At 66.0% G+C, this 12,744-nt stretch carries 15 protein-coding genes; 10 read left to right on the top strand and 5 right to left on the bottom strand.

What is annotated here, in order from left to right; genetic code table 11:
- The first annotated feature begins 37 nt into the window (after positions 1 to 37).
- Positions 38 to 586, top strand: a complete 549-nt coding sequence (locus tag ACFC0O_RS43515) for an NADAR family protein (RefSeq protein ID WP_375968165.1) — start codon at positions 38 to 40, stop codon at positions 584 to 586.
- A gap of 36 nt (positions 587 to 622) precedes the next feature.
- Here the strand turns inward: ACFC0O_RS43515 and ACFC0O_RS43510 are convergent, their stop codons facing one another.
- Complete coding sequence (locus tag ACFC0O_RS43510; protein WP_375968164.1) at positions 623 to 1,789, bottom strand: FAD-dependent oxidoreductase; 1,167 nt, start codon at positions 1,787 to 1,789, stop codon at positions 623 to 625.
- 160 nt (positions 1,790 to 1,949) lie between these two features.
- On the opposite strand from ACFC0O_RS43510, the gene ACFC0O_RS43505 reads away from it, so the two are divergent.
- Entirely contained in the window at positions 1,950 to 2,522 is a 573-nt protein-coding gene (locus tag ACFC0O_RS43505) for a TetR family transcriptional regulator (RefSeq protein WP_375968163.1), read from the top strand.
- 1 nt (position 2,523) lies between these two features.
- Here ACFC0O_RS43505 and ACFC0O_RS43500 read toward each other — a convergent pair whose 3' ends face one another.
- The gene (locus ACFC0O_RS43500) at positions 2,524 to 3,357 is read right to left on the bottom strand and encodes a helix-turn-helix transcriptional regulator (protein ID WP_375968162.1); all 834 of its coding nucleotides are present in this window, start codon (positions 3,355 to 3,357) and stop codon (positions 2,524 to 2,526) included.
- A gap of 86 nt (positions 3,358 to 3,443) precedes the next feature.
- Here ACFC0O_RS43500 and ACFC0O_RS43495 point away from each other — a divergent pair, with 86 nt between their 5' ends.
- Positions 3,444 to 4,190, top strand: coding sequence for an SDR family oxidoreductase (locus ACFC0O_RS43495; RefSeq protein WP_375968161.1), 747 nt, complete (start codon positions 3,444 to 3,446; stop codon positions 4,188 to 4,190).
- Between the two features lie 55 nt (positions 4,191 to 4,245).
- Here the strand turns inward: ACFC0O_RS43495 and ACFC0O_RS43490 are convergent, their stop codons facing one another.
- Positions 4,246 to 4,761 (bottom strand): L,D-transpeptidase, encoded by a 516-nt coding sequence (locus tag ACFC0O_RS43490; RefSeq protein ID WP_364643941.1) that lies wholly within the window; start codon positions 4,759 to 4,761, stop codon positions 4,246 to 4,248.
- A 204-nt stretch (positions 4,762 to 4,965) separates the two neighbouring features.
- On the opposite strand from ACFC0O_RS43490, the gene ACFC0O_RS43485 reads away from it, so the two are divergent.
- Positions 4,966 to 5,388, top strand: a complete 423-nt coding sequence (locus ACFC0O_RS43485) for an SRPBCC family protein (protein WP_375968160.1) — start codon at positions 4,966 to 4,968, stop codon at positions 5,386 to 5,388.
- Here the strand turns inward: ACFC0O_RS43485 and ACFC0O_RS43480 are convergent.
- On the bottom strand, positions 5,363 to 5,920 hold the full coding sequence (locus ACFC0O_RS43480) for an NUDIX domain-containing protein (protein ID WP_375968159.1): 558 nt from the start codon (positions 5,918 to 5,920) through the stop codon (positions 5,363 to 5,365). The genes ACFC0O_RS43485 and ACFC0O_RS43480 overlap by 26 nt on opposite strands.
- Before the next feature lie 72 nt (positions 5,921 to 5,992).
- Here ACFC0O_RS43480 and ACFC0O_RS43475 point away from each other — a divergent pair, with 72 nt between their 5' ends.
- Together ACFC0O_RS43475 and trxA are read left to right on the top strand one after the other, a co-directional pair.
- Positions 5,993 to 6,367, top strand: a complete 375-nt coding sequence (locus tag ACFC0O_RS43475) for a MerR family DNA-binding transcriptional regulator (protein ID WP_375968158.1) — start codon at positions 5,993 to 5,995, stop codon at positions 6,365 to 6,367.
- A gap of 16 nt (positions 6,368 to 6,383) precedes the next feature.
- Positions 6,384 to 6,731 carry a thioredoxin gene (gene trxA, locus ACFC0O_RS43470; protein ID WP_375968157.1) on the top strand — a complete coding sequence of 116 codons (348 nt, stop codon included), beginning with the start codon at positions 6,384 to 6,386 and terminating at the stop codon, positions 6,729 to 6,731.
- Here the strand turns inward: trxA and ACFC0O_RS43465 are convergent.
- Positions 6,728 to 7,636 (bottom strand): IclR family transcriptional regulator, encoded by a 909-nt coding sequence (locus ACFC0O_RS43465; protein ID WP_375968156.1) that lies wholly within the window; start codon positions 7,634 to 7,636, stop codon positions 6,728 to 6,730. The two genes, trxA and ACFC0O_RS43465, sit on opposite strands and share 4 nt — an antisense overlap.
- Before the next feature lie 285 nt (positions 7,637 to 7,921).
- Between ACFC0O_RS43465 and cysD the strand changes: the two genes are divergently transcribed.
- The 4 genes from cysD to ACFC0O_RS43445 are packed head-to-tail and all read left to right on the top strand — an operon-like array spanning position 7,922 to position 12,724.
- Positions 7,922 to 8,827 carry a sulfate adenylyltransferase subunit CysD gene (gene cysD, locus ACFC0O_RS43460; RefSeq protein WP_375968250.1) on the top strand — a complete coding sequence of 302 codons (906 nt, stop codon included), beginning with the start codon at positions 7,922 to 7,924 and terminating at the stop codon, positions 8,825 to 8,827.
- On the top strand, positions 8,827 to 10,713 hold the full coding sequence (gene cysC, locus ACFC0O_RS43455) for an adenylyl-sulfate kinase (RefSeq protein WP_375968155.1): 1,887 nt from the start codon (positions 8,827 to 8,829) through the stop codon (positions 10,711 to 10,713). The genes cysD and cysC overlap by 1 nt, the downstream gene beginning before the upstream one ends.
- A 17-nt stretch (positions 10,714 to 10,730) precedes the next feature.
- Positions 10,731 to 11,933 (top strand): hypothetical protein, encoded by a 1,203-nt coding sequence (locus tag ACFC0O_RS43450; protein ID WP_375968154.1) that lies wholly within the window; start codon positions 10,731 to 10,733, stop codon positions 11,931 to 11,933.
- Entirely contained in the window at positions 11,930 to 12,724 is a 795-nt protein-coding gene (locus ACFC0O_RS43445) for an SDR family oxidoreductase (RefSeq protein ID WP_375968153.1), read from the top strand. Before ACFC0O_RS43450 ends, ACFC0O_RS43445 begins: the two co-directional genes overlap by 4 nt.
- Positions 12,725 to 12,744 lie beyond the last annotated feature (20 nt).

Raw genomic sequence — 12,744 nt, 5'->3', positions numbered from 1 at the left:
CGGATTGTGTCGCGGGGGTCGGCTAGGGTCGGGTTTTGTGGACAGGGCGCAGCTGACAGCTGAGATGGCGGACGGGGCCATACCCGAGTTTCTCTACTTCTGGGGGCATACCCGCACCCCGGGGCACGAGATCGGCAAGTGGGTGCTCAGCCAGTGGTGGCCGGTGGAATTCACCGTCGACGGCCAGACCTACGGCAGCGCCGAACATTTCATGATGGGCGAGAAGGCCCGGCTGTTCGGTGATGAGGAGATCCGCGCCAAGGTGCTGAACAGCGCCACGCCCGCCGATGCCAAACGGCTGGGTCGCGAGGTACGCGGATTCGATCAGGACACCTGGGTGGCGCACCGCTTCGATATCGTCATGCGCGGCAGTATCGCCAAATTCGGGCAGCACGAGCCCCTGCGGGATTTCCTCATCGCCACCGGCGACAAGATTCTGGTGGAAGCCGCGCCGCGCGACACCATCTGGGGCATCGGCCTGGGTGCCGAAAACCCCGCCGCCGCACACCCTTCCACCTGGCGCGGGGAGAACCTGCTGGGCTTCGCGCTCATGGATGCTCGCGAAGCCCTGGTCTCGGTGGCCTGAATCCACGCGACGGTGCGTCCCGGGGAGGCGCATCGGTCAGCGGTTGTCGAGTTCGGCGATGCGGAAGGCCAGCGTGCGGCGTACCGCCGGGATGCGGGTCACCGTGCTGAGCAACAGGTTTCGCAGGTGCCGGGCGGGAGCCGGACGCAGGGTCGCCATGCGGGTCACCCGATCGGTGAAGGACACGACGCGCAGCGCCACGGGGCGGCGGGTCTGCTCGTAGGTGTCCAGCAGCTTCGGCTCGCCGTGCACGGTGCGGGCCAGCACATCACCGAGGAACGCGGCGTCCTGGATGCCGGTGTTCATGCCCTGACCGCCCGCCGGGCTGTGCACGTGCGCGGCATCACCCGCGAGGAAGACGCGATTGGCGCGGTACTGCTCGGCGACGCGGTGGTGCACGCGGAAGCGTGAGCTCCACAGCACCTCGTGCACCTGGACATTCGAGGCCGGGCGGCGGGCGGTCAGGATCGCCTGGATGTCTTGCAGATCCGGCTTCTCGGGTGCGTCGGCGAGGGTGGCGACGACGCGATAGCGATCGCCGGTCTCATCGGGCAGCGGTGCGATGACGGTGACGCCCTCGGGGGACAGGTGCAGCGCCACTTGGTCGCGGGCGTCCGGCCAGGTCATCCGAACATCGGCCAGTACGAACGATTCCGGATAGCTCGCCCCGGTGAAGGCGATGCCCACGGCGTCACGGACCTTACTGTGCATACCGTCCGCGCCGATCACGTAGTCCGCGTGCAGCGAGCCCGCGCCGTCCGGACCCGTGTAGGTCAGGGTCGCGCCGTTCTCGTCCTGGGTGAGGCCGGTGACCTCGTAGGGGCGATGCACGCTGCCGCCCGCTTTCTCCAAGCGCGCCAACAGGATTGCCTCGGTGGTCTCCTGCCCGAGCATGAGCGTGTACGGGTACGCCGAAGGCAGTTTGTCGAAGGAGATCTCGACAATGGCGCGCTCACCGTCGCGCATGACGAAGTGCGGCACCACGATTCCGCGTTCGCGCATCTCATCGGTGATGCCGAAGCGCTCCAGTACCTCGAGGGTGCGGGCGTGCACGACGGCCGCGCGGGAGGTGTTCGCGCCCTCGGCGAGCCGATCCAGCAGGACCACATCCACGCCCGCGTCGGCGAGTGCGATGCCCGCGGTGAGACCGGCCGGGCCGGCGCCGACGATGGCGACCGTGGTGGTGGCGGGAATGGTGTTCATATCGACTCCTCGATCTTGCCAACATTTGTTGGCCAACATCTGTTGACTAGAACGATATGCCCCGGTCGCGGGTACGTCAACACTTGTTGGCCAACAAATGTTGACCGCACCGACCGGTCCGATCGTGTGCGCCAACGACTGTTGGCCTACAGTTGTTGGCATGACCGCAGCACCCGCCCCGCGCCGCTCCGACGCCACCCGCGCCGCCATCCTGGACGCCGCGCGCCGCAGGTTCGCCGAGGACGGCGTCCGCAAGGCCACCATTCGCGCCATCGCCGCCGACGCGGGCATCGACCCGTCCATGGTCATGCGCTACTACGGCAGTAAGGAGGGCCTGTTCGCCGCCGCCGTGGACGTGCGCCTGGAACTCCCGGATCTCGCGGCGGTGCCCGAGGATTCGCTCGGAGAGCTGCTGGTGCGCCGGTTCCTGGAGATCTGGGAGGTGCCGCCGGGCAACGAGGTCATGCTCACCCTGCTGCGCTCGGCGGTCACCGATGACTCCGTCGCCGAACGGGTGCGGCAGATCTTCGCCGAACAGGTCATGCCCGCCGTACTGCGCCTCGGCGAGCCCGCCGACGCGCCCCGCCGGGCCGGGCTGATCGTCACCCAGATGCTGGGCATCGCCCTATGCCGCTACGTCCTGCGCATCCCTCCGGTGCTGGCGCTCACCCCCGACCAGCTCATCGCCGATATCGGCCCCACCATCCAGCGCTATCTGACCTCTACTCCCTGAGTCACTGACTGGGGCGGGATTCCGTTGCGAGAGCGCGGAATACGGCGGCGGTGCGGGTGCCGGGGGTGGCGCAGTAGACGATGATCCGCTGATCGGTATCGGAGACGTGCAGGACCTGGCATTCGAATTCGAGCAGCCCCAGGTCGGGGTGATCGATGCTCTTGTTGTGCCCGCGCCGCACCTCGACATCGTGTGAGTTCCACATATCGGCGAAACGCGGTGCGGTACCGAGCAATTCGGTGACCAGCCGGGCCAGCGCCGGATTGCCGGGATACCGCGCGTAGGCGGCGCGCAGATCCGCGACGGTGGAGCGGGCGAAGCGCCGGGTGGACTCGTCCGACCATTGCGGATGGTCCCCGGCCTGCAGGAACATCCAGCGCACCATATTGCGCTCATGATCGGGATGGTCGTCCAGATCGCCTATGAACGGTTTCGCGCAGCGATTCCAGGCCAGGATCTCGTAGGTGGCGTCGACCACGTACGCGGGGGAGCCGAGCGTATCGAGCAGGATCCGGACCGACTGCGGCACAGTGCGATTGGGGCCGCCGCTGATCGGCGGATGCTCCCCGGCCAGCCGGAACATGTACTCGCGCTCATCGACGGTCAGCATGAGCGCCCGCGCCAGCGCGGAGAGCACCTGCCGGGACGGTTTCGCCCCGCGCGCCTGCTCCATGCGGATGTAGTAGTCCACCGAGATCCCCGCCAATTGCGCGACCTCCTGGCGGCGCAGTCCGGCCGCGCGCCGGTTCAGGCCGTCGGGCAGGCCGACATCGCTGGGCCGCAGGCGATTCCGCCGCGTCCGCAGGAATTCGGCCAGTGCGCTTCGATCCGCCATAGTCCCGAGTGTCCTCCTTCGCGGGCCGCGCTGGGTGGTACAACTTGGTCCTCCCGCCGCCACCGTCGCGGCACGATGCTTGGTTCATGACCACAGCACTCATCACCGGAGCCAATAAGGGCATCGGATTCGAAACCGCCCGCCAGCTCGCAGCTCGCGGTATCACCGTTCTACTCGGGGCTCGCGATAAGGATCTCGGCCAAGCCGCCGCGGACGCGTTGAAAGCCGAAGGCGCACAAGCGCATTTCGTTCAGCTCGACGTCACCGACGAGGACTCCATCGCCCGCGCCGCCGAATGGATCGATTCCGAATTCGGCAGCCTGGACATCCTGATCAACAATGCCGGGATCACCGGCGGTATGGACCGGGACGGGAAACCGTCCTCCACCTCGCTCGCGAATCTGCGACGCGTCTACGACACCAATGTGTTCGGCGTCGTCGCGGTCATCAACGCGCTGCTCCCGCTGCTGCGCCGGGCCGAGGCCGCGCGCATCGTGAATGTCTCCAGCGAGGTCGGCTCGCTGGACATGATGCTGAATCCCGAGGGCCCGATGTGGCAGATGGCCTCCATTCCGTACCCGTCCTCCAAAACGGCGCTGAATATGGTCACCGCCATGTACGCCAAGGAACTGTGGGAGACCCCCATCAAGGTCAATGCCGCCAACCCGGGCTACTGCGCCACCGATCTGAACCACAACACCGGTTTCCGGTCCGCGGCACAGGGCGCGGAACCGTCTGTGTACCTGGCGACCCTCCCGGCGGATGGCCCGTCGGGCCAGCTCTGGGGCTTTCTGTGGGGTTCGGATGTCGAATACGGCCGACTGCCTTGGTAATCGAAAAAGGCACCCATGGCGGAACTGCCGCCATGGGTGCCCGGTAGAGCCGAAACTAGCGGACGACCTCGATGATGTCGCCATTGGAAACCCAGCGGTACAGGGTTTCCGCGCCCTCGGGAGTCATCCGGATGCATCCGTGCGACTTCTCTTCGATCGGGCCGATATGGGTGGCGATATCACCGTTGAAGAACACGGCCCACTTCATCTCGGCATTGTGCATGGTCGACCAGTGGTATTCCTTCTTGGACGCCACGTGGAAGACGCCGGGGGGAGTCTCGAATCCCGGGCGGCCGTGCGAAATGGGGGTCGGGCCGTAGATGACCTTGCCGTTCTCCATGAGCCAGGCCTCGTTCTCGGACAGGCTCATGCAGACGCGGGCGCCCGCGGTGGTGCAGGGCGCGACCACCGGCGCGGGGGCCGGCGGTTGAATAATGGCGGGGACGCCGGGGACATCGGGGCCGCCGGGCCATAGCGGTTCGGCCTGGGCGGTACCCGACAGGGCGAGACTCGCCGAGGCCAGACCGGTGAGGATCCCGGCCGTGCGATTACGGATTTGCTTGCCGCTCATGACGTTCCAACCTCGCTCATCCAGGGCGCAGCGCTGTACGCCGGTGGTTCGAGACCACCATTTTGGTCATGCACAGGAACTATCAGTGCATCTTATAAGCGCAAAGCGAGGATTCGTGCCGAATCGCCACGCTGGAGAATCGGCGTGTACACCGCAAAACGGATACTGTCCCGCTCGAAGCGGTTCCGAGCACGGGAGATCACCATGTGGGAGTACGAATTCAGCGCCGAGACCACGGTGGACGCGGCGGCGCTGTGGCGCAGCTGGTCGGACCCGAATCGGTGGCCGGAATGGAATCCGGGCATCGAAAGCTTCGAATTGGACGGGCCTTTCGCGGTCGGCACCACATTCCGGATGACCTCGCCGGAGGGTGACACCGTGGAGCTGCGGTTCGTCGAGATCATCGACGGCGAGCTCTGGTCCGACGTCTTCGTCGACGAGGATATCGAGGTCCGCACCGAACACCGGCTCACCGACCTCGGCGACGGCCGCACCCGCGTCACCTACCGCACCGAGATCACCGGCCCCGCCGCCGACACCGCGGGCCCCGAGATCGGCCCGCAGATCACCGCGGATTTCCCGGAGGTCGTCAACGGCCTGATCAAGCACGCGGGGGAGTCGGCGTAGCGTCCTTGCGCTCATGCAGTAAGAGCAGCAGATAGGCCGCCATGCAGTGCGAATCGACGATCACGTTCTCGGCGATCATCGATTCCAGCTCATCGCGGGTGAACCAGGCCGCGCGCATATCCTGTTCGGTCGCCTCGCGTTCGTGCTCGCCCTCGGTCAATCCGGTGGCGAGCACCACGTGGCCGTAGTGGTTGGCGGTCGCGGGCGCGGCCGCGAATCTGCCGAGGAATTCCAGCTTCTCGGCCCGCAATCCCGTCTCCTCGCGCAGTTCCTGGCGCGCCACCGCGATCGGATCGAAGCCGCTCGCATCGGGCACCGAACCGCCCGGAAACTCCCAGCAGCGCTGTCGCAGTGGATATCTGAACTGCTCCACCAGATGGAACCGCGCACCGTCGAACGGGATGATGAGCGCGAAATCGCCCTTGTCGATATGCGAGTAGATCCCCTGCTGCCCGTTGTCATGCCGAACGACGTCCTCGCGCAGCGTCATCCATCGATTCGAGTAGATCTCCCGTGAGCTGATTCCTTCCATGCCTCGATCTTGGCCCATCTCGCGCCGCCGGGGTTGACCTTGCCCCTAGGGGCAGCATTTACATTCGATGGCATGAGGATCGGCGAACTGGCCCGGCTGGCGGAAGTCAGCCCGAAGGCGATCAGGCGATACGAGGCCCTGGGCCTGGTGGCCCCGGCCCGCCAGGCCAACGGCTACCGCGAATACGACGAGGACACCGTCCGCGCCGTCGCCGAGATCCGCAGCCTGAACCTGCTCGGCATTCCGGTGGAGGAGACCCGGCCCTTCCTAGAATGCCTGGCCTCCGGCGGTGAACACGTCGACGACTGCCCGGCCTCGCTGGCCGAATACCGCCGCGCCATCGCGGACCTGACCGCGCAGATCGATGAATTGACCGCGCGCCGCGACGGTCTCGTCAGCCGGTTACAGGACGCCGCCCATCGCAATGCCGACCCCAGCCCGTTCTGAATCGAAGGAAAATCGTATGTCGCAGTCGCACACCGCAACCGGAATCATCGACGTCACCGATAAGACGTTCGAGCATGAGGTGCTCGCCCGGCCGGGGCTGGTACTGGTGGATTTCTGGGCCGAATGGTGCCCGCCGTGCCGGATGATCGCGCCGGTGCTGGACGTCATCGCGCGCGAGCGGGCGGACAGCCTCACGATCTGCAAGCTGAATCATGACGAAAACCTGGGCACCGTACGGGATTACCAGATCATGTCGCTGCCGACGCTGCTGCTGTTCCGGGATGGGGAACTGGTGCGGACCATGATCGGGGCGCAGTCGAAGACCAAATTGCTGGCCGCGATCGACGCCGCCGCCGGTAGTTAGTGGCGTAGGGCGGCTGTGACCGTGTCGGCCGAGGTGATCGCCGCCTCGGCCAAAGCGGTCAATTGCGCGGCGGGGAGTTGGGTGTCGGGGCAGACCACCAGGGAGGCGACCACGTCGCCGTCCGCGCCGAAGATCGGGGCGGCCACCGAGACCACGGCGTTCTGGTCGCCGAGTTCGTCGGGGAGGTAGTCGATGGTGATGAGTTCGGTGATCATATCGCTGAGGCGATGCCGCAGGGGGTCTGTCAGGGGGGAATTGCGCAGGGAGGCAAGGGCTTCCAGCATGGGGGCGGAATCGTCGGCGAGGCGTTCGACCGAATAGCCGCGGGCGCGGATGGCGTCCAGGACGAGTTTCAGGCGTGGCTGGTGGGCCGGTTCGGCGGCCGCCAGCCAGGTCGCGCGTGCGGGGGTGGGGGCCCAGGCGATGAATTCGCGGCAGACCGGCGGGGCGAAGGGGATATGGCGGCCGGCGCGCATCCACGGTACCGAGGGGGTGCCGATGACCTCGGTGATGACGATCGAATCACCTTCGCGCTCGGCCAGGAAGGCGGGCATGCGATGGGTGTCGGCCAGGCGGCGAATCGCTTCCGCCGCCAGTCGCCGCAGCGGGAAGGCCGCCTCCGCGCGGCGTGCCACCGTCATCAATCCCAGACCCAGGCAGTAGTTGCCGTCCGCATCGCGGATGGTCCAGCCATCGGCGGTGAGCTGGGTCAATACCGCGTGCGCGGTGGCCCGGGACATGCCGGTTCCGCGCACGATGCGGGCCAGCGAGAGGTGTTCGGCCGGATGCCGGGACAGTAACTCGATCGTCTGCACCACGCGCCGGGTCGGCGGCGAGGCGCTCACCTCATCGGTGCCGCGGGTACCGGCCTCGGATAGCGCTGTGGTGGAGGCGATTTCAGTCAAGTCGTCCTCGGTGGTCGTCGGGTCGGCCGGGCCGCGTGCAATGAGGCCAATCTATCGCGAGTAGTGCGCGGCGGCGGGGTGTGGATCCGGCCGAAAACATGCCGGGGTGACGGATGGGCCGCTAATCGGGCGCTGGGTATTGACCGGGACTGGTCGGGCGACCTATCGTCGGTGTCACATAATCGAACAATAGCGTCGAATATTCGACACCGCAAGTCTTTCGGGCAGACACGGCCTTCGGGAAGACGCGGTCGCGGAGATCGACGCGGCGAGTGAGTGAAGCGAATGCGCGCGGGATACGAGTTGTCGCACCTGGACGCCCTGGAGGCGGAGTCGGTGCACATCATCAGGGAGGTGGCCGCCACCTTCGAACGACCGGTGCTGCTGTTCTCCGGCGGTAAGGATTCGGCGGTCATGCTGGAGTTGGCGCGGCGGGCGTTCTGGCCCGCGCCGCTGCCGTTCCCGCTGATGCATATCGATACGGGCCGCAATTTCGACGAGGTGATCGACTTCCGCGATCGCACCGTCGAACGCCTGGGCGCACAGCTGCTGGTCGGCAGTGTGCAGGACGATATCGACGCGGGCCGGGTCACCGAGAAGGCGGGCGAATCCCGCAACCGGCTGCAGACCGCGACCCTGCTGCGCAGTATTCGGGAGCACCGTTTCGACGCCGTCTTCGGCGGCGCGCGGCGCGATGAGGAGAAGGCGCGTGCCAAGGAACGCGTCTTCAGCTTCCGCGATGAATACGGCGCATGGGATCCGCGGGCACAGCGGCCCGAAGTCTGGAGCCTCTACAACGGTCAGCACAGCAAGGGCGAGCACATTCGCGTGTTCCCGCTGTCGAATTGGACCGAACTCGATATCTGGGAGTACATCGAGCGCGCCGAGGTGGCGCTGCCGCCGCTGTACTACGCGCACCGCCGCCTGGTGCTCGAGCGCGACGGAATGCTGTTGGCGGACAACAGGTTCATCGCCCGCAAGCCCGAAGAGGAACTCTTCGAGACCAGCGTGCGCTTCCGCACCCTCGGCGATGCCGACTGCACCGGCTGCGTCGAATCCGATGCCGCCACCCCCGGCGCGGTGATCGCCGAAACCGCCGTCACCCGCCTCACCGAACGCGGCGCCACCCGCGCCGACGACCGCATCTCCGAATCCGGCATGGAAGATCGCAAGCGAGAGGGCTACTTCTGATGCGCCGCAACCTTTTACGGCTTGCCACCGCGGGCAGTGTCGACGACGGCAAATCGACCCTCATCGGCCGCCTGCTCTTCGACTCCAAATCGCTGTTCTCCGATCAGCTCGACGCCATCGAACGCGCCAGCCTGGCGCGCGGTAACGGCGGACCGGATCTGTCGCTGGTCACCGACGGTCTGCGCGCCGAACGCGAACAGGGCATCACCATCGATGTCGCGTACCGCTACTTCACCACGCCGCGAAGGAAATTCGTCATCGCGGACACCCCGGGGCATGTGCAGTACACCCGCAATATGGTGACCGGGGCATCCACCGCGGACCTGGCGCTCATCCTGGTGGACGCGCGCAAGGGCGTCTCCGAGCAGACCCGCCGCCACGCCTTCCTGTCCTCGCTGCTGGGTGTGGGCCACCTGGTGCTGTGCGTGAACAAGATGGATCTGGTCGACTGGTCCGAACAGCGATTCGAGGAAATCCGCGAGGAGTTCGCGGATTTCGCCACCAAACTCGATGTCGGCGATCTGAGCTTCCTGCCGCTGTCCGCGCTGCACGGTGACAATGTGGTCGATATGTCCACGCACACACCGTGGTACGCGGGACCGCCGCTGCTGCGTCATCTGGAGGAGGTGCACATCGCCTCCGACCGCAATCTCATTGACGCCAGATTGCCTGTGCAGTATGTGATTCGGCCGCACGGCGAATCCCAGCGCAGTTACGCGGGCACCATCGCGGGCGGCATCTTCAAGCCGGGTGACGAAGTGGTGGCGCTGCCGTCGGGGCGCACCAGTCACGTGACGGAGATCTGGGGTCCGGGCGGCAGCAAGATCGAAGAAGCCTTCGCGGGGATGGCGGTTTCGCTCACCCTCGATGACGAAATCGATATCGGCCGTGGGGATATGCTCGCCCGGCCCGGCAATCAGCCGCATCAGGATCGCGAGCTGGATGCCATGGTCTGCTGGTTCTCCGATACCGGCACGCTGCGCGCCGGGAACGACTACAGCATTCGCACCGCCACCCAGCACACCAAGGTGCGGGTCACCGAGCTGGATTACCGCCTCGATGTGAACACCCTGCATCGGCAGACCGAGGCGGAAGCGCTGGCGCTCAATGACATCGGGCGCGTCACGCTGCACACCCGGCAGCCGATCATGTTCGATCCATACCGGGACAATCGCGCCACGGGCAGTTTCATTCTCGTCGACGACAGCACCAATCAGACGGTCGCGGCGGGCATGATCACCGCCCGCACCCCGGGCATCGCCGAGGCGACCAGCGATCGCGGACACCGCGCCACCGGCCGCCGCCCGCGCGCGAATGTGGTGTGGCACAACTCGGCCGTGGATCGCGGACAGCGGTTGAGCCAGGGTATGACGCTGTGGCTGACCGGGCTGTCCGGCTCCGGAAAGTCCTCCATTGCGGTCGAATTGGAGCGGCAGTTGATCGCCGCCGGTCGCCCGGCCTATCTCCTGGACGGCGATAACCTGCGGCACGGCCTGAACAACAATCTCGGCTTCACCGACGAGGATCGGCGCGAGAATATTCGCCGCGTCGCGGAGGTCGCGTCACTGTTCGCCGATGCGGGCACCATTGCCATCGTCTCGCTGATCAGCCCGTTCCGGGAACAGCGCCGGGATGCGCGAAAGCTGCACGACGACAAGCGATTGCCGTTCAATGAGATCTTCGTTGACACGCCGATCGAGGAGTGCGAGCTTCGGGATCCGAAGGGTTTGTACAAGCGTGCCCGTTCGGGGGAGCTGCCCGAATTCACCGGCATCTCTTCACCTTACGAGCGCCCGGAGTACGCCGAACTCACCATTACTCCCGACCAGGGCAACCCAGCCGAGATAGCCCGTCTTATCCGCCGAGAACTAGGCATTCACTCTTGAAAGAAGGCAGACGCCTGATGGAAACACCCAATATCGAACAGGCCGAACTCCCGCTGACCGAGCCCTTCCTGGCCGCGGTCGCCGAGGCCGAGAAGCTCATCGCCGCAGCGGATTTCATCCGTGACGAGCACGACCTCGCCGAAGGCTACGACTATTTGCAGGGCAGTATCGCCGCGGTCCTGCAACTGTCCCGCGCGCACGGCACCTCGCACCCGTACTTCGTGACCTCCACCGGCCCGTACACCAAGATGGGCCTGGATAACCCGGACACGCTGTACTACCACGCGAATGTGGAGCCGACCGGTGAGTACCTGCTCACCGGCGTGCGCGGCAATACCGTCGACCTGAGTTTCCAGGTGCTCAAGGGCGATTACACCGCCACCGACGTCCCCAATGGCGATGACGCCTTCGACGATCGCCGCCTCGATATCGCCGAGGACGGCAGCTACCAGCTGCGATTCGGCCCGCCCAAGGAGAATCCGGAGCCGAACTACTTCGTGCTCGGCGAGGGCGCGTCCATGCTCGCGGTGCGAGAGGTGTACGGCGACTGGGATACCGAGCGCAAGGGCTCGATTCGCATCGAGCGCGTCGACACCATCGGCACCGCCCCGGCCGAACCCGATGTGGCGGGTCTGCGCAAGCGCTACCGCGCCGCCGGTCGCATGCTGCTGACCCGGGTCAACACCTGGTTCAACTTCCCCAAGTGGTTCTATCTGAACCTGCCGGTCAACACCCTGACCGAACCCCGGCTCACCCCGGGCGGTTTGAGCACCCAGTACTCCTCGGTGGGGCATTTCGATCTCGCCGACGATCAGGCGCTCATCATCACGGTGCCGAAATCCGATGCGCCGTACCAGGGTTTCCAGCTCGGCAGCCGCTGGTACATCTCGCTGGACTACAGCAATCACCAGACCAGCCTGAATCACGCTCAGGCACAGGTGGATCCGGACGGCATGATCCGCATGGTCGTCTCCGCACGCAACCCGGGTGTCACCAACTGGATCGAGACCACCGGCCGCCGCCTGGGCATTCTCCAGTTCCGCTGGCAGCGCGTGGCCCGCCCGATGACCGAGGCGGACGGCCCCGTCATCGAACTGGTGCCCTTCGACAAGGTGGCCGAACGGCTGCCGCACTACGCACACAATCAGATCGACGAGGCGGGCTGGCGCGAACGAATCGCCAACCGTCAGCGCGCTTTCGCGGGAAGGATGCTCGGATGACCCGGCTCAGGACAGGACTGCTCGACGGCAAGGTCGTGGTGATGAGCGGTGTGGGCCCCGGCCTCGGCCGCTCCATCTGCCTCGAGGCCGCGGCGGCCGGTGCCAAGGTCGTGCTCGCGGCGCGTACCGAGTCCCGTTTGAAGGAGGTCGCCGACGAGATCGAGGCCGAGGGCGGCGTAAGCCTCAGCGTGCCAACCGATATCACCGATGAGGAGCAGGTGCGGAACCTGCTGGCGCGCACGGTGGAGACGTTCGGCCAGGTTGACGTGCTGGTGAACAACGCGTTCTCGGTGCCGTCCATGAAACCGCTGGCGCGCACCGACTTTCAGCAGATTCGCGACAGCGTCGAACTCACCGTGCTGGGCGGGCTGCGCATGACGCAGACCTTCACCGACGCCCTCGCCGAAACCAAGGGCAATGTCGTCATGATCAATTCGGCGGTGCTGCGGCACTCCGAACCCCGCTACGGCAGCTACAAGGTCGCCAAATCCGCGCTGCTGGCCATGTCACAGACCCTGGCCACCGAACTCGGTGACAAGGGAATCCGCGTCAACACCGTTGCCCCCGGCTACATTTGGACCGATCAGCTGAAGTGGTACTTCGGCGAGATCGCCAAGAAGTACGGCATCACCGAGGAGCAGGTCTACCAGCAGACAGCGTCCAAAACCGATCTCAAGCGGCTGCCGCTGCCCGATGAGATCGCCCAGACCGTGGTGTTCCTGGCCTCGCCGTTCGCCAATGCCATCACCGGCCAGACCATCGACGTCAACTGCGGCGAATACCACGTTTGATGAGCAAGGAGTTACCACCC

This window comes from Nocardia sp. NPDC056100 (assembly GCF_042266325.1).
Classification (GTDB): Bacteria; Actinomycetota; Actinomycetes; order Mycobacteriales; family Mycobacteriaceae; genus Nocardia.
The sequence above is the reverse complement of the archived record's forward strand: the minus strand, read 5'-3'. Positions and strand labels throughout refer to the sequence as shown.